Source organism: Streptomyces sp. NPDC051133 (genome assembly GCF_040682635.1).
Classification (GTDB): domain Bacteria; phylum Actinomycetota; class Actinomycetes; order Streptomycetales; family Streptomycetaceae; genus Streptomyces.
Genome location: NZ_JBFBBK010000073.1, coordinates 1 through 20,896, shown reverse-complemented (window position 1 = coordinate 20,896; position 20,896 = coordinate 1). Strand labels below are relative to the sequence as shown.

Sequence of the window (20,896 nt, the reverse complement as noted above, 5' to 3'; positions counted from 1 at the left end):
CGGTCGGTGACAAGACGCGCCACACGAGTGCCAGATCGTGCGGGGAACACGGGGAGCACCAAGTCTCAACGGACTGCCCACAAGCCTTGACGCGCTCCCGCCGCAGCTCAGCAGCACTCCCACCTCCCCGAACTCAGTGCGTCGACGCTACCTCTAGCGGTCCTAGGCATCGCGCTGTCATACTGCCTGCAGTGGGCCGAAGTGTGCCCAGAAGACTCTAACCCCCGTACTTGCGGGGGTTTTTGCGTTCTCAAGGAGGCTCTGCACGTGGAGATCGTGGAGCTCTACCCCAGGGATCTTGTTTACGTCCATGAGGCAGAGGCACAGACGGGGGTCCCGCAGAGCGTGATCCGCAAGTGGGCAAGCAGAGGCAAGATTCATAGCTTTCCAGGCGACGGCCGGCTGTCGGGCAACGGGCACGGGTACAAGACCATGTATGCGTTGCCAGAGATCAAGGAGCTGGCGACGACCTACCGGCCTAGGCAACCGCGGAATCGATGACCCCGGTACGGCTTGAGTCCTAACGGTCGCACTAGCGCTCACCCCATCTAGCGCTCTCCTCCAGGCCCGAGCGAATCGCTCGGGCCTTTTGCATGCCCGGAATTGCGGGGGCTATCCAGAGTCCCGGAGATATCCAGCTGCCCAGCGCCACGCGCCAACGTGAGGTATGAAAGGGATCGATCGTGCGTTCTTCACTCGTCACCTACACGCTCGGCGCGACCAGCTCCAGCGCATCAGCGTTGAGCGGTGCTCCGTGGGGTGCAGTGCTTGCCCTCGCCTCTCTGACGCTACTGCTGCCTGTGATCCTCAAGGAGTGGCGTGATTGGCGACTCGACTGCCATCGAAGGACGGTTGACCGATGGGCAGAAGCACGCCGCCGTCGGCAGGAGGAGGTGCGTCGCGAGCTGCATCACGTGATCAGTCACGAGGTCAGACAGCTCCCAGACCCGGCGGCGCGGGTTGAGACCTATCTACAGCTGTTCGAAAAGACTGCCTCTGACGACTCTCCGCAAGAACCACCACAGCCTGGTGAGGGAGCTGGTAACTCGCCCTAGGAGGATCCGCCTCGAACGGTTGGGGGAACCGATCAACGTTTCGCGGCCTCGCCGGGCCGTCCGAGGTCGCTCGGCAGTGGCCAATGACGACCATCAGGCGCACGTGCCCACCGCCTCTGAGCAGCGAAAACCCAGCTCACCAAGATCCCCGGCAAGACCCAGGGCAAGAAGACATCTCAGGTTGCGCTGCGTGGCGGACCCGGCAAGTTGTGTCACGCATGACCGCATCCGCCGGCGCAGTGCAGCGAGCACCAGTGCGCTCAGGATCTTGCCATGCTCCGTGTCCAATTCGCGCTCTACCTACACGCTCCAGCCATCCGCACTCTGAGCCATAGAGGAGCGTCACGACCGTAGGGGGAGTCATGGCGAAGCGTCGTAGGCCGCAACCCAGGGACAGCCGCGGCCGATTCACCAAGACCGGCATGCCGGTCTGGCTGGGCGTCGTGGTGGTCATCGTCCTGCTGTACGCCTACGCCCGCTAGCCCCGACGGGGCGCTGACGGACCAAGAGTTGCACCACAACCGCACCAGATGGAGCGGGGAGCAGCGGGGAATCACGGTGAAAGAACGACGGAGCCGATGAGGCACCATCTGGCGTTCCTGCCCAGGTCAGCGCCCGAGGCAGCATCAAAAGATCGCAGCTTGCCAAACTGAGAGCGCGAGGTCGATTCTCAGCGCCCGCTCCAACACGAACGTCCACGTCACGGACCCGCGGGTTTAGAGCAGGGTTCCAGTAGTAGCCTGCGAGCAGTGCAGGCTCGGACGCTGGGGGACAGCGCGTGATCGTTCGGACCATAGCCCCGAAGGGGATGCCACGCCCCACCGGGGAGGGCGGCCACGCCCTCCTTGACGTGATCTGGCGGCACTTCTGCAACGCTGGCCGCTGGCCGACGTTCGATGAGGTCGATCGGCGGCTGTATGCGTCTGGTGTGCAATTCGAGGAGGCAGTAGCGCAGTTGTGTCCTGCGCTACTGCGGGGAGTTTTCACAGGCCGTCTCGTAGTGCCGCAGGGTGCAGATGAGTTGTCCTTGACGATCGCCGGGGCCGCGAACTGCGCGGACACCGGGCAGGTCATCAGCGTGTTCCTCGCTATGGTGCGGACAGCGGGCACAATCGAGCCCCACTACCAGCCCAAGGAGCCCGGTCAGCTACCAGAGCTGCGGCCCTCCGATCTGCGCGGTGTGTACGGCGTCGACCCGCGCTCGCTGACGGACGAGGTGATGTACGGCGCATTCGCGCTCGGCCTGCACGAGCCCTGCTTCCGTGGTGGCAGCCACAGCCCCGACCCAGGTGTGTTCGACTGGTCGCTGAACTTCGACCGCGGCATTCGGCCGTACGCTGGCGTACATAGCCTGCGCGACTACTGGAGCGTCCGCGCACGCGAAGTGGGGCCAGCTCGTACCGAGGCCGAGAGCCAGCCCTTCCAGAAAAGCCAGGAGCCGGAGCCCGACTTCGCTCCCATCCCAGCCACCCGACCTCCCATCACTACACCCGACATGGAGCCGGCAGGCGCCCTGTCCGTCACCTGCAGCCTGCATCCACTGATCGCGGAGGTCGCCACCGAGCGGTACAACGGCGGCTTCTACTACGACGCGGTCAGGAGTGCCTTCCAGGCTGTGGAGCACCGGGTGGCGGTCCTGGTCGGGGCTACCGAGGTCGGCGAGCGGCTGATGGGTATCGCCTTTGGCGCCAAGCCAGACCCCCCGAAGGTCACGGTGACCCGGTTCACGGGAAGCTCGCTGGAGAGCGAGCAGAACGGCATGCAGTTCCTGTTCAAGGGCGCGATGGGCGCGCTGCGTAACCCTCGCATGCACGGCCCGGACGAGAAGGACGCCCGCGACGAGGCTGACGAAATGCTGGTCTTCGCCAGCTTCCTGATGCGGCGCCTCGACATCGAAGACGAGAAGCGCAAGGCCGCCTCATCGGGCCCGTGATCGCGTGCTGCCTTTAGCTGGCTGCGGGCGCCCGGATGGGCGCCTGGAGGGGCCCGTGAGGTTGCGCAAACTGCTCATCGGCGCCTGGCCGTGGCTCAACTACAAGCCCGCGATGGCCGACACGAATCGACCAGGCCACCACGCCTTCCCCGAGCTGAACACCTCTGGGCGCCCGGCGAAGAGCTGCGCCGGCTCGGCGCCTAAACGGCGAGCAGGACGCCTCGTCGGCTGAGGTTCGTGCCACAACCGTGCCAGAAGCAAGGGTCAGCCACGGTCAACACCGGTGCTCTGCGGTCGAGTATCGATTCGCTTCATCGGCCGACGACGCTGCAGCTCAGCCCGCAGTTCACCCAGCCTCTCTCCTAAAGCGGTGGCTTCATGGCAACCAGCGGCAGTGGCCAGCTAACGCAGGCCACGAGTGCGCTGCCGTCCTCGGTGAGGAAGAGCAGGGTGAACCGTGTCCGATTGTCAGGATCGATCAGCGCTGAGCGCACAGGCCGGCCATATTCCCTGATGAGCTGCACTGCTCGCTCCAGGCCAGGAGGTTCGAATCCGCGCACCCGCATGCGCTGAAGTCGGCGACTGAAGACCCCGGCATGCGCACCAGTGGGTTGTACCCGTTCCTCCACCGAGTAAGGGGCGCCGCTGCGGAGGGCGGCCAGAGCTATCACGGACGCCTCGTCATCACCGATCAACAGCGATTCCAGCACATGCCGTTCCATGGTCACCCCGTTTGGATCGTGCGGTACAGCAGCCAGGTACCGCAACCCTAGTGACCGGCCCCGCACGGTAGCGTCCCTCCGGGTCACGGCACCCACCAGGCGGCTTGGCAACTGGCCCTGATGCAAGCCCGGGGCCTGACCGATGGCAAGGCTCCGCCCAGCGCCGTGGCTCATGACCGGCCCGGGCCGTCTCTGGGCCGTCGGAGGATGCTCAAGGACGACCAACGCTGACAAACATCGACGGCTCCGCCGCTCGTTAGAACGCCGACCAGAGACGGAGCTTCCCATAGGCTCCGATCATGGACGTCCGCGTAGAGATCGCCCGGGAAGCAAGTCAGGAACTTGTCGACGCCTTCGGTCGACTGCTGCCGCAGTTGTCATCGAGAGCCAGGCCGCTCGACCATGAGGCAGTCAGCCGGCTGATGACCTGCGACACCAACACTGTGCTTATGGCCCGGACGGCCGATGGCATCGTTGGCACCCTGACTCTGACACTGGTGCCTCTTCCCTCGGGACTGCGGGGCCGGGTTGAAGACGTGGTCGTTGACACTGCCGCGCGGGGTCAGGGCGTCGCCGGCCTTCTCATCCGGGAAGCCCTGCGGATCGCCGAGAAGGCCGGTGCCCGAACGGTGGATCTCACCTCGCGCCCAGATCGCGGGGCTGCGAACCGGCTGTACGAGCGTCTTGGCTTCCAAGCCCGACACTCCACCGTCTACCGCCAGGAGCGAACGGACCTGTGGGGCGCAGCGCTGACATCTGACACCGACGGCTGACACCAACAGCGACGACCACGACCGGACGAGAGCGACCCGCGGTAGGTGGACCGTCGTGGGGCTGGGATCCCTCAAGCCTTCAGGGAGTCCGTGATCGACCTGGTAAGGATGAGGACAAACCTCAAGCCTTGGCCTACACGGGCGTCGGTCGCACCATCAGCCGACGCTCGTCACCTTGACTCGGTCATTGAGACTCCACGGACCTGGATTCTGAGCTGCCCGCTCCACGCCGAAAACACCGAACGGTCGCGTTAGATCCTCAAGTTACCCTCAGAGCCTCCGGTTTCTGATTGTCACGAACATGCCACTGAAAGTAGTGTCCAAGTGCTCGATCGCCACGGGGGCGGTCCACCAGCAAAGGTGTCACATGGGCATCAGCTCACGGCGCGCTATGACCGGCGCTGCCACTGCTTTGCTTCTCTGCCTCACGACTGCGGGCACTGCCGCCGCCGAGGAGGCACCGTCCGACACGGCGTCTGACAGTGCAGCGTCCGCGAGCACGGCGATATCTGCCGATCAAACGACGGACATCAACGACAGACAAGGGTGGGAAGACACCGACGATCAGCCGCTCAACGAAGAGACACCGACCATGTGCGATAGGCCCGAGACGTGGTACACCATCACGTCGAAGAAGGCCTACCACATCGGGTCATGGTGGAATGGCACCAAGTACAAGGATGGTCCGGGCGGCACCATAGCCGTGTCCGTTACCAAGGGCGGCACCATCTCAGCCGACATAACGGGCACTTTTGGGGCTGACGTTGACGCCATCGTCGCGACGGCCAAGGCCAGCGTCAGCTACCAGATCGGCGCCAGCGTATCCATCACCGCCGGCCACAACTACTCCCATCCCATCAGCCGGAACAAGTACGGCCATCTGCAGTACGGTTCGTGGGGCTACAAGACGACCTGGAAGAAGTGGCGTTCCAGCAGTGGCAAAAGCTGCAAAACCGTTGAGATCGGTCATGGAACAGCTATTTTGCCCACATCCGAAACTGGTTGGAAGTACTGGGAAACCTCCTCATGACTAATTTGAGCCCGCGGGCCTGGTTCGCCGGATGCGCTGTGGCAGCGTCGGCACTGCTGCTGACCTCGTGCACCTCCGGCAGTGGTGGAGGCGAAGCCGCCAACCCGACATCGTCATCAGCCACAGTGAGCGCGTCTCAGGGTACGACCAAAGCACAGGAGAAGAAGTTCACCGACCAGGCCCAGGCGGCCCTCGCCGCCGTGCACAGCGGAACGATGGTTGAGGCTGGCGCGGAGCGCGTGACCGACGGCATCCATACAGAGCCCACCCTGAACCGGGGCAAGACATACAAGCTCAACCTGGTGTGTATCGGCAGCGGCAACGCACAGTTGACACTTACACCGGCGAGCACCGGGCCAAAGGCCGAGGTGCCATGCGATAAGTCCGTTGTGCAGCAACGGATCACCGCGCACAAACTGCCGGTACGCATCGATGTCGATGGCGACAAAGGATCTACAGGCGTGATCGCCTGGCAGATCGACACCGTCTGATCGAAGCGCCCAGTGCGTACAGCAGCGAAGTACAGCAAACACAGCAACCGGCCCTGCCCAGCAATGCCCTCACAAAGCCGTCGCCCGGCCGGTATCACCGTCACCGACCGATCCACATAGAGCTACGGATCAGAAGTCTCTGACATCCACGGCTGACATCAACGACGCCGGACAGAGGCGTACACCAACCTCTCTGTCCGGCCGTCGCACCAGTTGCCGACAGCAGTCGCAGCGGGCCCGGATCGAACTCCTAAAGCGGGTGTCGCAGGTTCGAATCCTGCCGGGGGCACCAGGCGAAACGGCCCGGACCGGTCACGGTCCGGGCCGTTTTGACGGCACCGGTTGACAACAGTCGCCTCTCAGGCGGCCGGCCGACGGCGTTTGAGCTGGCGATCCATGTGGCTGATCGCCTCCCGCTGGGTGTCGTGCACGACGTGCGTGTACACGTCCATGGTGATGCTGATCTGGCTGTGTCCGAGGATCTCCATGATGACGCGGGCGCGACGCCGGCCGCCGTGAGGAGAGTCGCGGTGCCGTGGCGCGCATCGTGCAGCCGGACCACCCTCAGCCCCGCATCAGCGGCGACGTCGGGTATCTGGGACGGCTCCCTCGCCTGGACGGCAAGGGGACGTTCCTGTACATCGCCGGTATCCACGCCATCGGGGCAAGCGGAGTCGTCCACTACCTGGAGAACAACCTGGCCGAGCTGTACCGAGAGGTCCGCACTCGTCGTTTCTCCACCCTGATTTCGTGCCGTTACGACCCGGATACGCTCGAAGTGCTGGAGAGTCGACGCGTCACACCGCTGTACCGACACGAAGGCTGAGCATGCGCGTCGCCATTGACACCGAACCTGGTGGAGCGGCCCCCAACGAGGACTGGGTGGCCGCTACGCCGACTCTTGCCGTAGTGCTGGACGGACTCAGCACCGCAGGCCTGGACACCGGATGCCGCCATGGCGTCCCGTGGTTCGTGACCAACCTCGGCAGTCAGCTTGTTGCCATACTGGCGACCTCAGAGGCTTCGCTCACGGCCGGCCTGGCGAGTGTGCTCGAACGGGTGGCGGCGCTGCATCCCGAATGCGACCTCCACAATCCCGGAACTCCTTCGGCAACCGTTGCCGTCCTCCGGCAACGGGAAGGGTTCCTTGACCACCTGGTCTTGGCGGACTCCCCGGTCGTCCTCGAGGGTCCCGACGACTTCACCGTGGTCACTGACCTTCGCGTAGACGATGTGCTTCCGGAGCTCCGGGCCGAAGTGGAGCGGTACGAGACGCACACACCAGACCACCAAGAGGCGCTGCGTCGGTTCGTGACCGCACAGCGGCAGACCCGCAATACCCCGGCGGGCTATTGGGTGGCGGCGGCCGATCCAGAAGCGGCAGACCACGCGATTGTGGGCAGCACCGCGACCGAGGACGTACGAACCGCTGCGGTCCTCTCGGATGGCGCGTCGCGTCTGGTCACTGAGTACTCCATGGCGACGTGGCACGAGGTCTTCACCATGCTCCGGACCGGAGGACCGCGAGACCTGATTAATGCCGTCCGAAAGGTCGAAGCCATGGACCCGACAGGTCGGCGCTGGCCACGCTATAAGTCCGGTGATGACGCGACTGTAGCCTTTTGCACCTGGTGACCGTGAGACACGCAGCATTGCCGAGTGACTGCGTGAGGGTTCCTAAGTGGGTGCTTCTCCGATGAGGCGGGGAAGCACCCACTGAACACGATTAGCTCACCATTGCCTGGTCCGGGCACGTCTATTGATCCGATTCATGGATGCCTCAGCGTGTTCCGGCCGGGATTGACGGTCGCTGGTTCGTCAACCGGTCAAGCTCGTTCTCGGGTTCGGGAAATTTCCCGAACCAGTTGAAAAGAGGAGCAGAGTAGATGAGTCCTGAGTGCAGCACAGGGGCCCGACTCCCGGCGCGCCTGGGCCCGCTGCCCAGTCAAGGCAGGTGGACGACCGGCGGCACGCTCGCCTCCCTCGCGATCGTCCTGGCGACTGGAGTGGCTGGGCCGGCCGCGGCCGCAGCTCAGAGCGTGGGAGTGACGCGCGGGACCGTGACGGACGGATACGGCGGCGACACAGGAGCCACTGGCACCGTCCACACCACGGAAGTGCCGGGAAATTCCGTCCTGATGCCTCCGCACAGCTTCGCCAACTTCTCAACAGCTACCTGCCCGCCCGGACAGACGGCGATCTCTGGCGGTTGGTTCGGGGGCTTCGGGGTTGTCCCGGGTGCATCCAATCGAACGTCCGTCAACAACCCCGACGACAGCTGGACGGTGCGCTTCGACAACCTCAGCGACCTCACCGCAGGGGGTCACGCCATCGCGTACTGCTCGCCGTGAGACCGGTTGACGAACGAAATCGCAGCTCCGATGCCTTGAGTTGACGGCACTTTGTGACGGCAACACCGGCGCACGTTGCCGTACCAGGAGAGTCAGTCACGCACCATGCAGGCAGGCGGACGCAGCACAGGGGAAAAGGCCCCGGACCGATCATGGTCCGGGGCCCTATCATCTACTTCTGCTGGATCACTCATCTGTAGGGGTTGCACTCCCATGTACATGAGTGGCGGCGAGCTGGTCAGCGGCTGTGAGGGTGTCGCAGACCTCGACCACGCGCCCCTCGGTCGTACGTGCCTCACGGATCAGTACAGTGACGCGGGCCCGGCTCAGGTGGAGACAGGAGTGTGGGACAGGGCGGTGCGCAGCGCGAAGGCGCCGAGCAGGCCACCTGCCGTGAACCGCTGGGCGGTCATGGCGCGGGGCCTGACGGCCAGAAACCCCGACACCTGCGCTGCGCCCAGCATGATCAGGGCGTTCACGGAGATCCCCACGATGATCTGCACACCACCGAGCTGGAGTAGTTGCTTCCAAGCCGGACCTGCCAGCGGGTCGAGGAACTGAGGCAGCAGGGCGGCATACATAAGAGCAATCTTGGGGTTGAGCAGGTTGGTCAGCAGCCCCATCGAGAACAGGCGGAGGTCGGGCACCGGAGGCAGGTCCTGGGCCGGGGCGAAGGGCGAGCGTCCGCCGGGCTTGAGCATGCCCCAGGCGAGGTAGGCCAGGTAGGCGGCCCCAGCAAGCTTGACCACCATGAATGCCACCGGCACGGCGGCGAACAACGCGGACAGGCCCGCAGCCGCGGCCAGCAGGTAGCACACGAATCCCACGGCAGTCCCACTCAGACTAACCAGGCCCGCCCTGCGGCCTTGGGTGATCGCGCGGGAGGCGAGGTGGATCATGTTCGGTCCCGGAGTCAGGGCCATGCCCAGCTCGACCAGGGCCACTCCTCCGACTGCGGTCAGAGTGATCACCGGTCAACCTCCTGATCGTTCGTCGGGCACCTGATACGGAATGCGTCGCCCAGTCGCAACGGACGGCTACGACGCATCAGCAGCGCCTGTCTCGCCCGCTGCAGAATACGGTCTTGCCACTCGGCAACTTCATGCACCCCGGCCCAGTTCCCGGGCTGGCCGACGCATCAAGCCCTGAGCCCACGGCTGAAGTGACACCGAGAGCCTGGATGCCTGGCAACGATGTCTGAGGCAACCGAACGGAGACTCGATGCCCGAAGGGGGCACTCCCGCCCAAGAGTGCGGCATCAGTGTGCGGGGACCGACGCGAAGCCGCCCACAAGGAAGCACGTCAGGGAAGTGACGGGCCCCAACCACTCCGGGAGTCCGAGCGTGCTGCGCTTTTCGAAGCCGTGTCCGGCTCTTGGCACGGCGCCGGCGCGGCGGCGCAGCAGCTCTTGCGCGACGGCGTCCCGCTTGGCTTTGCCCGTCAGGGGGGCGGCGTCGAGTGCGGCCACCGGCAGGCGGCCGTATCCCGACACGACAAGGGTGAGGGCGGTCCGCCCCTCCAATGCCGTGACCAGGTGGTACGGGATCAGGTAGTGCGTGAAAGTGTTGTTCACCCGGAGACGGTCCTGCCCGAACGACACGTAGGGATTCAGGAACAGCCGCCAGACCACGTACATGCCGATCAGCATGGGAGCCAGCGGGATCAGGCGCGATAGCCACGAGCCGGTCACGGCCGCGTCCTCCTGGACCACCACCTGCAAGGTCACCATCGCTGCCTGTCCTGCGACAGCCAGCACCACCTTGGGGGTTCTTCTGATCCTCACCACTGAGCTGGTTCCTTCGTCGTGTCCGTTCGGAAAGCCCCCCGGAACCGGGCGGGGCGAGAAACCTACTAGGTACTGTCCGGCGGGTCATAGGTCACCGCAGGTGGAGACGGTCCGGCCCCGTGCCAGGCCGTCTTGGTTTCCGTCTCATTCAGCTCCGTTCACGGCCGTTCAGAAGGGTCCACCAGCAGAGACCGCCTCGGCCTGCAACCGACCATGAACGCAGGTGAGGTGAACGGCCCCGGCTGCTTCGTACGAGTCACCAACAGACTTGGAAAGCGTGCATGGGCTGCCAACTACGCTGCCAACCGCACCTCGACCAGCTCGGGGTCGAGTAGCGGTTGGCGAGCTCCGGGGGCATCGGTGGGTATCTGGGACGTGAAGACGAACAGCGAGCGCGCGCAGTGGAGCTTTGTGCCGCAGGTCGGCGTGGGACCGCTGCGCTTCGGGATGGCTCCCGACGACGTTGATGCGGCTCTTGGGAGCAAGTCCCCGTCCCGCCGCCTTGTCCAGCGTTCGTCGGGTACTTACGAAATCGTCGAGGCGCAGTTCACCGAGTTGGGGGTGACCGCCTACTACGCGACGGGGCAGACCTTGGCCTGCGTAGCCGTCGATGCTCTTACCGGCCCCCAGGTCGTGCTGGACGGCACGGCTCTTGTCGCCCGCGTGCCGTCCGAAACAGAGGACTGGTTGTGCAACCACACGGAAGCCCATGGGTTGAATCTGATCTACACGCACGCGGCAGATCCAGGCTCGGGAGATCTCGGACTCATCCTGCGCGCGCAACGAGCCGGAGACATCGTCCTCACCCGGCCTCTCTTCCTCATCCGCGAGTGGGCAGAGAACAGTTGGGACTGCATCCCCGGCGAAGAAACGTTCTGACGCACACGAGTCCGCTGCACCACAAGCGCACCACATCGAGCGGGGAACCATTGGACGTCAGAGATTCGGTGTCTTCATCCAGATCGACGGTCACGCCAACGCTGTCAGCCCATCCAGGGCCTGCGGAGCGGCGAGGTCATGGGGTGTGCGGTGTGCGTCCAGCCGACGCGACTGTCGGGGGCTTGGAAGGGGTGCCGGACAGGTGAGGCGCGGCCGTGTCGGAGCCGTTCGGTCATCGGTGCGACCAGGACCGGGACGGTGCGCAGCAGGGCTCCTGCCGGCCCGACGCCCGCAGGCGGGCGAGTCGGTTGCCGATTCCTCTGGCGAGGCCGAGGTAGCCCTGGATGCTCCTGGAGCCAGGAAGGTGACCTGACGGGCGGCCCGCAGGGTGCGGCAGGTGATCGCGCCCGGCCCAACTCGGCCAGGAGGGACGCGTTCGGCCGAACTGCGATTGAACGGCGTTTCTCACGAATCGTCGCGTGGTGTGCGCGACAGCTGAGACTGTTCCGTTCTACGGGAGGACCAGCCCTCGATGTTGTGCGGAGGCCAGCGCGGCGGCACTGCTGGATTTCGGGCTACTCGATCACTGCGGACAGCAAGAGCGCGAGCACCAAAGGCGAGCAGCAACGCGATAATCGCGAGCATTGCGCTACCCTCTGCCAAGTCAGATCCGTCCGGCGTACCGTGGATCCAATCCACAACTCCTACGACCATCGGGATCACGTAAGTATTGGCACCCAGAAACGCCACATAGTAAATTATCCGCCATATCTGAGCAGGTATTCCCTGGAGCGACCGAAGCAGGAGCAGTCGACGTAGGACATTCAACTGCGCCTGGGGCGCCACTTCCGCCTGGGACACCTCCGCTTGAGCGGATTCAATCGCCGCGTAGCACCTGTCCAGCCATTCTCGAGCAGACTGAGATTCTTGCCCTAATGGGCCCAATGATTCACGAGCCTGTAGCCACCCATGAATAAATTGCACCTCCGCTTGACCAAACTCGATTTGACGGCGAAGCCGGTGATCGCGGCTCTTTTCCATGCGACGGTCTTTGAGTAGAATGCCCAGGGCCGCTATTGCCGCCGTCAGCACAGGCACCAAAAGTGAAATGACAGCCGAGAGTACGTCTTTTTCCGTCATAGCTTCATTCACCCCGCTTGACGAAAGGCGTGTCGCGTTAGCGAAGCAGGGGTCGGCAGGGCCCTACATCCAGCCTGCCCCTCCTCGTCGGTCAGAGCATGTCGGGGGCGATCGTCGTGATCGCACACCACGGCCCAGCGCCCAGTAGTCGGTCCGACACAGCTTGACGCGGCAGTCTCCGCCGGTCGGCAGCAGTGGGAAGTGCTCCACGTCGTAGTGCTCGCCGTCTCGTGCCAGTGCCAGAGCTGGAACGTGACGGTCCGTTGCGAGGCGGGTCGGTCGCGTAGCGGCTCGTCGTAGGAGCGCGTGCTGAGCAGCAGCAGGCCGGCGGGACGCAGCACGCGGCGCATCTCCGCCAGGGAGGCGTGGACGTCCTGCTCCGTCAGCAGGCAGACGACGGTGTCGAAGCGGCCGTCGGGAAAACGGCAGGCGCCGCATGTCGGCGACGGCCGTGCGCAGCGGCACATCGCGGTGGACGGCCTCACGGGCAGCGCGGGCGGCGGCACGGCCGGTGAGGTCCGTGCCGATGTCACGGTGCCCGCGCAGCGCCAGGCCGATGGTCTGAGTGCCGGTGCCACAGGAGCAGTCGAGCACCGACGCGCGGCTCTGGCCCATCAGGCCGTCCAGGCATCTCCCTGCCGGCGCATGCTTGCGTCCCAGTCCGTGTAGATCAGGTGCTAGTCGTCGGCCGGCTCGTCATAGAAATGTGCCACCGGGGTCTCGGAGATGGCCCGAGGCTGCGGTGCACAGGACCCGGCGCGAGGGCCCCGGACCGGTCACGGTCCGAGGCCCTGGACGGGGCCGGCGCCGGGCGCTAGCCGGTGATGCCGGGCATCGGTACGACCTTGGTGAGGTTCACGGCCCGGCGGATGGCCGCGGCGAGTGCGACGGCGTTGCCGACGGCCCAGTAGTGGACGAAGAACAAGTGAGGGTCGTCGTTGAGGTGGTGGTGATGCACCTCGACGAGCTCGACCCCGCCGCGCCGCAGGGCCACGAGAACGGGCTGTACCTCCTTGGCGGTCATGACCAGATCGCCGCTGACCGCGGCCTTTCCGCCGCCGAGCGCCTGGAAGTTGACGGAGGTGGTGGCGCCCAGTCCCGGGGGCAGCGCCATGTCGCCGTCCGCGATGGTCTCGGCGCGGACATAGGTGCAGGTGTAGATCCCGCTGCTGGCAGCCCCCTTGACGCCCATGGCGGCATCGATCGAAGCGGTGTCCAGATCGACGGGCGGGGAAGCGGTGACGGGTTCGGCGGGCGGGGTGCTGGTGCAGTCCAGTGCCGCGCGTACACCGCGGGCAACGGCGACCGGATCGTGGCCGTGAGCGTGCAGATGAACCCACCACACGTCCGGGTCATGGGCCAGCAGATGCTTGTGGATCGCGGTCAGCATGATTCCCCGCTGCTGCAGGACATCACAGAAATGCTGCAGTTCACGCTCGGTGACCACAGTGTCCCCCATCATGAGGGTGCTGTGGTCCGCGTAGCGCACGAAGGACACGTGCGTGCCCAGGGCGAGGGCGGGCTTGATCAGGATGCCTCGCGAGAAGACCCTGAGGTCCCGGCGCGGAAAGGCCGTGTGGTACATGAACCGTCTCATGTCACCGGGGCGACCGAGCACCCCGCCCACGGCCGACCAGTCCGTCAGCTTGGTCATCACCGGTGGGAGCAGATCGCGGCCCTGAGAGCCGGAAGACAGGGGTTGGGCCCGGGCCGGCACACCGGTGAATGCCGGCACCAGGGCTGCTGCGGCCAGCACACCGCGCCGGGACGCGGTAAGTCGGGAGCGGGTGTCCTGCTGTCGCTCGTCATCCATGTACGCCTCCTGACGCGATGCAAGCACGGAAGACGGCGTCGACCGCCGACCGGCACAGCTGCATCCCGCCGGTGGGGGCACCCCGTTGGGCCACCCAGCGCACACCCTCGCCTCTGATCGGTGATCGCGGGCTGCTGGTATGCGCTGTTCGCACCGCTTCTGGCGACGGCAGCCGTCCGATTCCGGGCAGCGGCGCCGAGCTCCCGGCGACGTACATCCACCACTGCCACCTCCTCGAACACGAGGACGCCGATCTGATCCGGGCCTCCATCGAGTGAAGCGAGCCCTCGGCGCGTGGTGGTGAGGGGGGGCGGCGGGAAGGGGTTCGCGTGCATCGGACTCTCAGTGCACCGGACGAGCGACGGGCAGGAAACATCCCCATGGCGAAGTTCCTCATCCAGGCCAGTTACACGCCCGAGGGCACGAAGGGCCTGCTCCAGGAGGGCGCGAGTGGACGTCGCGCGGCCGTCGACCGGGTCGTCGGCGACCTCGGCGGGACGGTGGAGGCCATGTACTACGCCTTCGGGGAGGACGACCTCGTGTGCATCCTCGACTTCCCCGATCCGGTGTCCATGGCCGCCGTGAGCCTCACCGTCAAGGCCAGCGGCGCCCTCCGCACCCGCGCCACCCCCCTCCTCACCGTCGAGGAGATCGACGAGGCCGCCCGCCGGCAGGTGGCCTTCCGCGCTCCCGGCGCGTGAGGGACACGGGTCAGCTCCCGGCCGGGACCACCGTGCCGAAGGAGGCTGCGGCTATCCGCTGGACGTAGCGCATCTCTGTGCCGTCCCGGTGGGTGGGGTTGACCGAGTAGACGATCTTGCGGGACAGGTCGCGGGTGGCGAAGGCGCCGCTCGTGTATCCGGGGCGGGAGCCCGTCTTGCCCCAGACCGTGACGCCGTTGGCGGCCGTGACGCGCATCAGGCCCGTGGTCATGCGGGCCCGCCCGGCGTCGGCCTCGGTGCGGCACTGGCTGCTGTGGAAGCTGGGGACGTCGGACCAGGGCGGTCAGCAAGGCGCTGGAGGCAGCCAGAGCGGCCCAACGGGCGCGGCGGGCAGAGCTGTTCACGAGAGGACTCCCGGATGCGGTCGGGCCGGCGAGCCGCCGGCCCGATCACGAGTCTCGCCCGCCGCGGCGCACCGGCTCATCAGGGAACGTCCCGGAGCCGACCCTGATCCAACCTGGTACCGGGCGGGGTTTTTGACGGATTCCTGACGCGTGGGCCCGCACCGTTTCCCTTCGGAGCGGTGTCCTATCCGGTGTCCTGGCCGGTTGTGAGGAATGGAGTGCCCATGGAAGGCACCGTGATCACGGTCGTGGTGGTGGCGCTGTTCGCGCTGCTCGTGCTGAAGAGCGGGATGCGGGTCGTCAACCAGGTGGAGCGTGGGGTGGTGTTCCGGTGGGGGAAGGCGCTGCCCAGTCACCGGCAGCCCGGGATCACCTTCCTGATCCCCTTCGCGGACCGCATGCGCAAGGTGAACGTGCAGGTGGTGACGATGCCCGTGCCGACCCAGGAGGGCATCACCAGGGACAACGTCTCGGTGAAGGTCGACGCCGTCGTCTACTTCCGGGTGACCGACCCGGTGCGGGCGGCCATCGAGGTGCAGGACTACACGTTCGCCGTGGGGCAGGTCGCCCAGTCCTCCCTGCGGTCCATCATCGGCAAGAGCGACCTGGACGACCTGCTGAGCGACCGGGAGCGGCTGCACGAAGGACTCGCCCTGATGATCGACAGCCCCGCCGCCGGGTGGGGCATCCACATCGACCGGGTCGAGATCAAGGACGTCCAGCTGCCGGAGTCCCTGAAGCGGTCCATGTCCCGGCAGGCCGAGGCCGAGCGTGAGCGGCGGGCCCGGGTCATCACCGCGGACGGTGAGTTCCAGGCCGCGCAGCAGCTCGCCAACGCGTCGAGGATCATGTCGGACACGCCCGAGGCCATGCAGCTGCGGCTGCTGCAGACCGTCGTCGAGGTCGCCGCCGAGAAGAACTCCACCCTCGTCATGCCGTTCCCGGTGGAACTGCTGCGGTACTTCGACCGGACCGTGCAGAAGATCGACGCCGACCTCAGCGCGCCTCGGCCGACTCAGGAGACCCGGCCGAGCCCAGCCCCGGCCGAGCAGGTCCAGCAGGGCCCGAGCCCGGCGGTTCCGGTGCAGGACGGCCCCGAACAGCCGTAGCCAGCGTCAGCGTCACGCACACCGAGCCCGCCGCCATGGCGGTCATCGCCACGGCGGGCGAGGTGAGTTGGGCCAGCGAGCCGGCCAGGGCCGCGCTCACCCCCTGCATGGTCAGCATGCCGGACGAGTGCAGGCCCAGGGCCTGTCCGGCGAGTTCACCGGGAGTCAGCTCCATCAGCCGCTCCTGCTGGACCAGGCTCGCGGCGAAACCGACGGGGGCCAGCGTCGCGCACACCACCGCCACCGGCAGGGGCGGGTGCACGCAGAAGACCAGGTACGGTGCCGCCAGCAGCAACAGCAGCGGTGCGGCCGAACGGCGGCGCAGCGCGGGCCGCAGCAGACGGCCGACCGTCAGGTCCCCGGCGAACATGCCCAGCGCCCCGCAGGCGAACAGGGTGCCGGCGGCGTGCGGGGCGTAGGAGACGTACAGGGACTCGCAGCCCACGACCATGCCGTTGGGCAGCCACAGTCCCAGGTAGGTCAGGCGGCGCGGGCGGTGGGACCACAGCAGGGCGTTGGTGCGCCAGGTCGCCGACGCGGAGGGGCGGCCCGTGGTGCGGGGCGGGCGGGCGGTCAGGCCGAGGCGCAGCGTGAGCGCGGCCGACAGGTAAAGGGCCGCCGACAGCAGCAGACAGGTGCGCGGGGAGAGCGCGGCGAGCAGGATCCCGCCGGTGCCGAACCCGGCGATCTGCGCCAGCCCGCTCATCATGTTGAACAGCGAACGGCCTGGCAGGTAGCCGTCCTTGGGCAGGATCTCGTTCAGCAGGCCCCAGCGGACCCCGCCGCCGAGGGAGGCCACGAGCCCCAGGACTAGGACTACGGCGAAGACCGCGCCGACCGGCAGGCCGGGCAGCGCCTGCACCGCCGTACCGGCCGCGAAGGCCAGTGCGATCGCCGACAGGGCCGTACGCGGCGGCAGCCGGTCGGCGCCGGAGAGCAGGACGGTCGCGCCCAGCACCTGGGCCAGCGAGGGGCCGAACATGCTCACCGCCGACAGCAGCGGGGAGCCGGTCGCCCGGAACACGAGCGTGCCGAGGGCGAGTCCGCCGACGGTCTGCGCGGCGGTCTGCGCGGCCGAGCCGAGGAAGAGCGGGGTGAACTCCGGGGTGCGGAACAGGGATCGGTAACTGGGCATGTCCGGAGTCTCGGGCGGGGTGCGCAGGGGTCGTTATTGTTTCGCCGTGGCGCGAAAGGTCGTAGGGCCGTGAGGGGGGACCCGTGGGGTGGTGGCAGCTCAACGCGGACACGCTCGCCCGCAGCCGGTTCGTCATCTCGCCGCTCGCCGAGACCTTCGCGTGTCTGAAGCTGCTGCACGCGGGTGAGGGCGCGCACCCCGGTGAGCGGGAGTGGCTGCGGGCCCATCTGCCCGCTTATCAGGCGCTTTTGGGCGCGGATCCGGTGACCGCGCGGCTGGTGGAGACGGGTCTCGGGCGGCTCTGGATCGCCGACTTCCTGACTCCGACGCCCCGGGACGGCGAGGGGTTCGCCGAGGAGGTGGCCCGGGTGCGGTCGACCCCGGCGGACGCCGCCCGTGCCCACCTGCGCGTGTCCCTCGCCGGTCCGCTGCCCGCCGTGCTGGACCGGGACGACCTGCCCGAGCGGGCCGCCGCGCTGCTGGAGTGGGTGTGGGAGGAGGCCGTACGGCCGTCCTGGGCGCGCCGTCGGCGGGTGCTCGAGGCCGACGTGGTCGCACGGACGGCGCAGGTGAGCCGGGGCGGCTGGGCGAGCGTGCTGGACTCGCTGCGGCCGGGGCGCACCCGGTGGCTCGGCGAGAACCGGCTCCAGATCAACCTGCACGAGTATCCGCCCCGCGAGATCTCCGGGGCCGAGATGCTCTTCGTGCCGGTGACTCCGCAGCGGCACGGCTGGGTGGCCTGGGAGGAGGGGGAACGGTACGCGGTGGTCTACGCCTGCGCCGGGGTCCTCGCCGACACCGGGGGCCGGGCCGTGCCGGCGGGGCTGGGCGCGCTGCTGGGGGCGGCCCGGGCCGAGGTGCTGGTGCTCCTCGACTCCCCCATGAGCACCACGCACCTGACGGCGGTGACCGGGCAGGGGCTGGGTTCGATGGGCCGGCATCTGAAGGTCCTGCGGGAGGCGGGCCTGGTGGCCCGGTGGCGGTCCGGACGGTCGGTGCTGTACGCGCGTACGGCGGCGGGTGAGGTCTTGGTGGACGCCGGCGGGGCGGGACTCGGGGACGAGCCTGGGCGGGGCCCGGGACTCGGGGCTGAGGCGGGACGGGGCCCGGGGATGAGCCTGGGCGGGACTCGGGAATGAGCCTGGGCGGGGCCCGGGGCACAGGGCTGACTCGGGACGGGGCCCGGGGACGAGCCGGAGCGGACTCGGGAATGAGCCTGGGCGGGGCCCGGGGCACAGGGCTGACTCGGGACGGGGCCCGGGGACGAGCCGGAGCGGACTCGGGGATGAGCCCCGAGCGGAGCCCGGGGATGGGCCGGGGCGGAGCCCGGGGATGGGCCGGGGCGGAGCCCGGGGATGGGCCGGGGCGGAGCCCGGGGATGGGCCGGGGCGGAGCCCGGGGATGGGCCGGGGCTGAGCCGCTGACGCCGTTCCGTTCCCGGGCGCGACTGCGCTACCCCCTGGAAGCCGCCGTACCGGCGGATCCGCAGACGAACGGAGGCCCATCGCGACCCCTCCCGTGGAGCGCTTACCATCCGGACATGACGACTACTGACCACAACGGCTCCCCCCTGGACGTGGAGATCGGGGCCCTGCGGGGCGGCTCCGCCGATCTGTCGCAGTACGCCGGCAAGGCCGTGCTGCTCGTGAACGTGGCCTCCCAGTGCGGCCTGACCCCGCAGTACGCGGGCCTGGAGAAGCTCCAGGAGCGGTACGCGGAGCAGGGCTTCACCGTGCTCGGCGTGCCCTGCAACCAGTTCCTCGGGCAGGAGCCCGGCAGCGCCGAGGAGATCGCGGAGTTCTGCTCGGCGACGTACGGCGTGACCTTCCCCCTCACCGAGAAGGTGGAGGTGAACGGCGAGGGCCGGCACCCGCTGTACGAGCGGCTCGTCGGTTTCCCCGACGCCGAGGGCGAGAGCGGCGACATCCAGTGGAACTTCGAGAAGTTCCTGATCGGCCGGGACGGGCAGGTCGTGGCGCGGTTCCGGCCGCGCACCGAGCCGGACTCCACCGAGATCGTGACCGCGATCGAGGCCCAGCTCGGCTGAGGCCCGGCGGCCTCGTCCCCCGACGTCGCCCCTTGCCCCTGTCCCTTGACCTCGTCCCTTGACCTTGTCCCTGGGGCAGGGACGAACGTCCTTCGCGCCGGGCGGAGAGGAAACGCCCGGTGACGGAGGATGTCACCGTGCACGAGGAACTGCTCACCATCGGCGCGTTCGCCGCGCGGGCCCGGCTGTCGGCCAAGGCTCTGCGGCTGTACGACCGGCTCGGCCTGCTGGCCCCCGCGCACGTGGACGAGGTGACCGGCTACCGCTACTACCGCGCCGACCAGGCCGAACGGGCCCGTCTCGTGGCCCTGCTACGGCAGCTGGACATGCCGCTCGCCCGGATCGCCGAGGTGGTCGGGGCCGAGGGCGGCGAGGGCGCCGAGCGGCTCGCCGCCTACTGGGCGGACGTGGAGGCCCGGGTCGCCGGGCAGCGGACCCTCGCCGCCTACCTCCGTGGCCGGCTGTCGGGGAGGAGTTCCGAGATGTACGAGCAGTTCGTGATCGAGACCGTGGACGTGCCGGCGCAGGTGGTGATCACCGAGTCGCGGCACACGCTGGCGGACGAGTTGCCGGCCTGGATCGGCGCGTCGCTGGAGCGGCTGGAGGCGGCGGCACGGGGGTGCGGAGGAGTCACCGGGGCGCCGTTCGTCATCTACTACTCCGAGGTCTCCATGGAGAGCGACGGACCGGCCGAGTCCTGTGTGCCGGTGGCCGACGAGGCCGCGGCACGGGCCTGGGCGGCCGGACACGGGCGGCCCTGGGAGACGAAGGTACGGGTGGAGCCGGCGGCCCGGCTGGCCTACACGCGGATCACCAAGGCGCAGGTCGCGCATCCGCAGATCCTCGCCGCCTTCGAGGCGGTGGAGCACTGGATGGCCGGGGAGGGGCTGGAGATGGCCGGCCCCTGCCGGGAGATCTACTTCGCGGACTGGGAGGCGGCGGGAGCCGAGGACCCGGTGTGCGACGTGGCCTTTCCCGTCAGGCCCTGAGGTAGGCCGGGCCCTGAGGTACGCCGGGCCCTGAGGTACGCCGGGCACGGCCGAGCCCTCTCGGCAAGGACGGCGACTGGTCGAGAGGGCTCTTCTGGTGGTGCTTGTGCAGTTGTTCCGACGAGGGTCAGGGAGGAACCCCTTACGCCTTGACCGAGGCCACGAAGGCGTTCCACGCGTCGGCGGGGAAGGCCAGGACCGGACCCTCGGAGACCTTGGAGTCGCGAACGGCGAGTTCGGCGTCGGTGGGCGACTTGACCTCGACGCAGGCGCCGTTGCCCGCGGAATAGGAGGACTTCATCCACGTCTCCGAAGCGCCCTGAATCAGTGCCATGTCCACTCCTGTTGCGAGTTGCGGTAGTGCGGTTCACGCCAACCTTGTCGTCTGATTGGCGTGATCGACGCTACCGGGCAACCGCCCTCGCCGGAGTAGTCGTTCACTCAACCGGATGGCATATTCCAGATGAGCCTTCCACTGGAACCGACTGACGGTGTACGATCCGGCGCCCTCTGTGACGGCTGTTCATTCGGCGTACTTCTTGGCCACCTTTGCGATGAACTGCCGGGATTGCTCCAC

General features: G+C 67.5%; 23 protein-coding genes and 3 pseudogenes. 15 read left to right on the top strand and 11 right to left on the bottom strand.

Annotated elements, in window-relative coordinates; all coding sequences use genetic code 11:
- Positions 1–267 precede the first annotated feature (267 nt).
- The 3 genes from AB0N17_RS41255 to AB0N17_RS41245 all read left to right on the top strand — a co-directional run bounded on the left by AB0N17_RS41255 (position 268) and on the right by AB0N17_RS41245 (position 3,220).
- Positions 268–501: a hypothetical protein gene (locus AB0N17_RS41255; RefSeq protein WP_366016823.1), complete on the top strand. Its 234-nt coding sequence runs from the start codon at positions 268–270 to the stop codon at positions 499–501.
- 1,581 nt (positions 502–2,082) lie between these two features.
- Positions 2,083–2,988 carry a TIGR02391 family protein gene (locus AB0N17_RS41250; protein WP_366016822.1) on the top strand — a complete coding sequence of 302 codons (906 nt, stop codon included), beginning with the start codon at positions 2,083–2,085 and terminating at the stop codon, positions 2,986–2,988.
- A 55-nt stretch (positions 2,989–3,043) separates the two neighbouring features.
- The gene (locus tag AB0N17_RS41245; protein ID WP_366016821.1) at positions 3,044–3,220 is read left to right on the top strand and encodes a hypothetical protein; all 177 of its coding nucleotides are present in this window, start codon (positions 3,044–3,046) and stop codon (positions 3,218–3,220) included.
- A 130-nt stretch (positions 3,221–3,350) separates the two neighbouring features.
- Here AB0N17_RS41245 and AB0N17_RS41240 read toward each other — a convergent pair whose 3' ends face one another.
- Entirely contained in the window at positions 3,351–3,710 is a 360-nt protein-coding gene (locus AB0N17_RS41240) for a hypothetical protein (protein ID WP_366016835.1), read from the bottom strand.
- A gap of 299 nt (positions 3,711–4,009) precedes the next feature.
- On the opposite strand from AB0N17_RS41240, the gene AB0N17_RS41235 reads away from it, so the two are divergent.
- The 3 genes from AB0N17_RS41235 to AB0N17_RS41225 all read left to right on the top strand — a co-directional run bounded on the left by AB0N17_RS41235 (position 4,010) and on the right by AB0N17_RS41225 (position 6,004).
- A complete protein-coding gene (locus tag AB0N17_RS41235) occupies positions 4,010–4,483 on the top strand; it encodes a GNAT family N-acetyltransferase (protein ID WP_366016820.1) in 474 nt (157 codons plus the stop codon).
- Between the two features lie 367 nt (positions 4,484–4,850).
- A complete protein-coding gene (locus AB0N17_RS41230) occupies positions 4,851–5,513 on the top strand; it encodes a hypothetical protein (protein ID WP_366016819.1) in 663 nt (220 codons plus the stop codon).
- Positions 5,514–5,551: 38 nt separating this feature from the next.
- Positions 5,552–6,004: a hypothetical protein gene (locus AB0N17_RS41225; protein WP_366016818.1), complete on the top strand. Its 453-nt coding sequence runs from the start codon at positions 5,552–5,554 to the stop codon at positions 6,002–6,004.
- Between the two features lie 359 nt (positions 6,005–6,363).
- On the opposite strand, the pseudogene AB0N17_RS41220 reads toward AB0N17_RS41225, so the two are convergent.
- A pseudogene (locus AB0N17_RS41220) lies at positions 6,364–6,578 on the bottom strand (tyrosine-type recombinase/integrase); the annotation flags it as partial.
- On the opposite strand from AB0N17_RS41220, the gene AB0N17_RS41215 reads away from it, so the two are divergent.
- Together AB0N17_RS41215 and AB0N17_RS41210 are read left to right on the top strand one after the other, a co-directional pair.
- Entirely contained in the window at positions 6,540–6,830 is a 291-nt protein-coding gene (locus tag AB0N17_RS41215) for a hypothetical protein (protein ID WP_366016837.1), read from the top strand. The pseudogene AB0N17_RS41220 and the gene AB0N17_RS41215 sit on opposite strands and share 39 nt — an antisense overlap.
- A gap of 2 nt (positions 6,831–6,832) precedes the next feature.
- Positions 6,833–7,639 carry a hypothetical protein gene (locus tag AB0N17_RS41210; RefSeq protein ID WP_366016817.1) on the top strand — a complete coding sequence of 269 codons (807 nt, stop codon included), beginning with the start codon at positions 6,833–6,835 and terminating at the stop codon, positions 7,637–7,639.
- 1,042 nt (positions 7,640–8,681) lie between these two features.
- Here AB0N17_RS41210 and AB0N17_RS41205 read toward each other — a convergent pair.
- Complete coding sequence (locus AB0N17_RS41205) at positions 8,682–9,326, bottom strand: LysE family translocator (RefSeq protein WP_366016816.1); 645 nt, start codon at positions 9,324–9,326, stop codon at positions 8,682–8,684.
- A gap of 287 nt (positions 9,327–9,613) precedes the next feature.
- On the bottom strand, positions 9,614–10,084 hold the full coding sequence (locus AB0N17_RS41200) for a hypothetical protein (protein WP_366016815.1): 471 nt from the start codon (positions 10,082–10,084) through the stop codon (positions 9,614–9,616).
- A 432-nt stretch (positions 10,085–10,516) separates the two neighbouring features.
- Between AB0N17_RS41200 and AB0N17_RS41195 the strand changes: the two genes are divergently transcribed.
- Positions 10,517–11,020: a hypothetical protein gene (locus tag AB0N17_RS41195; protein WP_366016814.1), complete on the top strand. Its 504-nt coding sequence runs from the start codon at positions 10,517–10,519 to the stop codon at positions 11,018–11,020.
- Between the two features lie 465 nt (positions 11,021–11,485).
- Here AB0N17_RS41195 and AB0N17_RS41190 read toward each other — a convergent pair whose 3' ends face one another.
- The 4 genes and pseudogenes from AB0N17_RS41190 to AB0N17_RS41175 form a co-directional block, all read right to left on the bottom strand.
- A complete protein-coding gene (locus AB0N17_RS41190; protein WP_366016813.1) occupies positions 11,486–12,160 on the bottom strand; it encodes a hypothetical protein in 675 nt (224 codons plus the stop codon).
- Between the two features lie 8 nt (positions 12,161–12,168).
- Positions 12,169–12,627 carry a methyltransferase domain-containing protein gene (locus AB0N17_RS41185; protein ID WP_366016834.1) on the bottom strand — a complete coding sequence of 153 codons (459 nt, stop codon included), beginning with the start codon at positions 12,625–12,627 and terminating at the stop codon, positions 12,169–12,171.
- 7 nt (positions 12,628–12,634) lie between these two features.
- Positions 12,635–12,775, bottom strand: a pseudogene (locus AB0N17_RS41180) (class I SAM-dependent methyltransferase); the annotation flags it as partial.
- 199 nt (positions 12,776–12,974) lie between these two features.
- Positions 12,975–13,973 carry a DUF1259 domain-containing protein gene (locus tag AB0N17_RS41175; RefSeq protein WP_366016812.1) on the bottom strand — a complete coding sequence of 333 codons (999 nt, stop codon included), beginning with the start codon at positions 13,971–13,973 and terminating at the stop codon, positions 12,975–12,977.
- A gap of 17 nt (positions 13,974–13,990) precedes the next feature.
- On the opposite strand from AB0N17_RS41175, the gene AB0N17_RS41170 reads away from it, so the two are divergent.
- A complete protein-coding gene (locus AB0N17_RS41170) occupies positions 13,991–14,251 on the top strand; it encodes a hypothetical protein (protein ID WP_366016811.1) in 261 nt (86 codons plus the stop codon).
- A gap of 102 nt (positions 14,252–14,353) precedes the next feature.
- Positions 14,354–14,674, top strand: coding sequence for a GYD domain-containing protein (locus AB0N17_RS41165; protein WP_366016810.1), 321 nt, complete (start codon positions 14,354–14,356; stop codon positions 14,672–14,674).
- 10 nt (positions 14,675–14,684) lie between these two features.
- Here AB0N17_RS41165 and AB0N17_RS41160 read toward each other — a convergent pair.
- Positions 14,685–14,873 (bottom strand): annotated as a pseudogene (locus tag AB0N17_RS41160) (peptidase); the annotation flags it as partial.
- A gap of 390 nt (positions 14,874–15,263) precedes the next feature.
- On the opposite strand from AB0N17_RS41160, the gene AB0N17_RS41155 reads away from it, so the two are divergent.
- Positions 15,264–16,148, top strand: coding sequence for a slipin family protein (locus AB0N17_RS41155; protein WP_366016809.1), 885 nt, complete (start codon positions 15,264–15,266; stop codon positions 16,146–16,148).
- Here the strand turns inward: AB0N17_RS41155 and AB0N17_RS41150 are convergent.
- Positions 16,036–17,283 carry an MFS transporter gene (locus AB0N17_RS41150; RefSeq protein WP_366016808.1) on the bottom strand — a complete coding sequence of 416 codons (1,248 nt, stop codon included), beginning with the start codon at positions 17,281–17,283 and terminating at the stop codon, positions 16,036–16,038. The two genes, AB0N17_RS41155 and AB0N17_RS41150, sit on opposite strands and share 113 nt — an antisense overlap.
- Positions 17,284–17,366: 83 nt before the next feature.
- On the opposite strand from AB0N17_RS41150, the gene AB0N17_RS41145 reads away from it, so the two are divergent.
- The 3 genes from AB0N17_RS41145 (at position 17,367) to AB0N17_RS41135 (ending at position 20,319) form a co-directional block, all read left to right on the top strand.
- A complete protein-coding gene (locus AB0N17_RS41145) occupies positions 17,367–18,422 on the top strand; it encodes a transcriptional regulator (RefSeq protein WP_366016807.1) in 1,056 nt (351 codons plus the stop codon).
- A gap of 401 nt (positions 18,423–18,823) precedes the next feature.
- Positions 18,824–19,330, top strand: a complete 507-nt coding sequence (locus AB0N17_RS41140; RefSeq protein WP_366016806.1) for a glutathione peroxidase — start codon at positions 18,824–18,826, stop codon at positions 19,328–19,330.
- A 119-nt stretch (positions 19,331–19,449) separates the two neighbouring features.
- Positions 19,450–20,319: a MerR family transcriptional regulator gene (locus AB0N17_RS41135; protein ID WP_366016805.1), complete on the top strand. Its 870-nt coding sequence runs from the start codon at positions 19,450–19,452 to the stop codon at positions 20,317–20,319.
- A 142-nt stretch (positions 20,320–20,461) separates the two neighbouring features.
- Here AB0N17_RS41135 and AB0N17_RS41130 read toward each other — a convergent pair whose 3' ends face one another.
- Positions 20,462–20,653, bottom strand: a complete 192-nt coding sequence (locus AB0N17_RS41130) for a DUF397 domain-containing protein (RefSeq protein ID WP_366016804.1) — start codon at positions 20,651–20,653, stop codon at positions 20,462–20,464.
- Positions 20,654–20,896: the final 243 nt, after the last annotated feature.

What these genes read in the sequence shown, in the direction of transcription:
- AB0N17_RS41240 (WP_366016835.1), bottom strand. Translation starts at nt 3,710, where the DNA reads ATGGAACGGCATGTGCTGGAATCGCTGTTGATCGGTGATGACGAGGCG.
- AB0N17_RS41235 (WP_366016820.1), top strand. Translation starts at nt 4,010, where the DNA reads ATGGACGTCCGCGTAGAGATCGCCCGGGAAGCAAGTCAGGAACTTGTC.
- AB0N17_RS41230 (WP_366016819.1), top strand. Translation starts at nt 4,851, where the DNA reads ATGGGCATCAGCTCACGGCGCGCTATGACCGGCGCTGCCACTGCTTTG.
- AB0N17_RS41210 (WP_366016817.1), top strand. Translation starts at nt 6,833, where the DNA reads ATGCGCGTCGCCATTGACACCGAACCTGGTGGAGCGGCCCCCAACGAG.
- AB0N17_RS41200 (WP_366016815.1), bottom strand. Translation starts at nt 10,084, where the DNA reads ATGGTGACCTTGCAGGTGGTGGTCCAGGAGGACGCGGCCGTGACCGGC.
- AB0N17_RS41190 (WP_366016813.1), bottom strand. Translation starts at nt 12,160, where the DNA reads ATGACGGAAAAAGACGTACTCTCGGCTGTCATTTCACTTTTGGTGCCT.
- AB0N17_RS41185 (WP_366016834.1), bottom strand. Translation starts at nt 12,627, where the DNA reads ATGTGCCGCTGCGCACGGCCGTCGCCGACATGCGGCGCCTGCCGTTTT.
- AB0N17_RS41175 (WP_366016812.1), bottom strand. Translation starts at nt 13,973, where the DNA reads ATGGATGACGAGCGACAGCAGGACACCCGCTCCCGACTTACCGCGTCC.
- AB0N17_RS41170 (WP_366016811.1), top strand. Translation starts at nt 13,991, where the DNA reads ATGCAAGCACGGAAGACGGCGTCGACCGCCGACCGGCACAGCTGCATC.
- AB0N17_RS41165 (WP_366016810.1), top strand. Translation starts at nt 14,354, where the DNA reads ATGGCGAAGTTCCTCATCCAGGCCAGTTACACGCCCGAGGGCACGAAG.
- AB0N17_RS41155 (WP_366016809.1), top strand. Translation starts at nt 15,264, where the DNA reads ATGGAAGGCACCGTGATCACGGTCGTGGTGGTGGCGCTGTTCGCGCTG.
- AB0N17_RS41150 (WP_366016808.1), bottom strand. Translation starts at nt 17,283, where the DNA reads ATGCCCAGTTACCGATCCCTGTTCCGCACCCCGGAGTTCACCCCGCTC.
- AB0N17_RS41140 (WP_366016806.1), top strand. Translation starts at nt 18,824, where the DNA reads ATGACGACTACTGACCACAACGGCTCCCCCCTGGACGTGGAGATCGGG.
- AB0N17_RS41130 (WP_366016804.1), bottom strand. Translation starts at nt 20,653, where the DNA reads ATGGCACTGATTCAGGGCGCTTCGGAGACGTGGATGAAGTCCTCCTAT.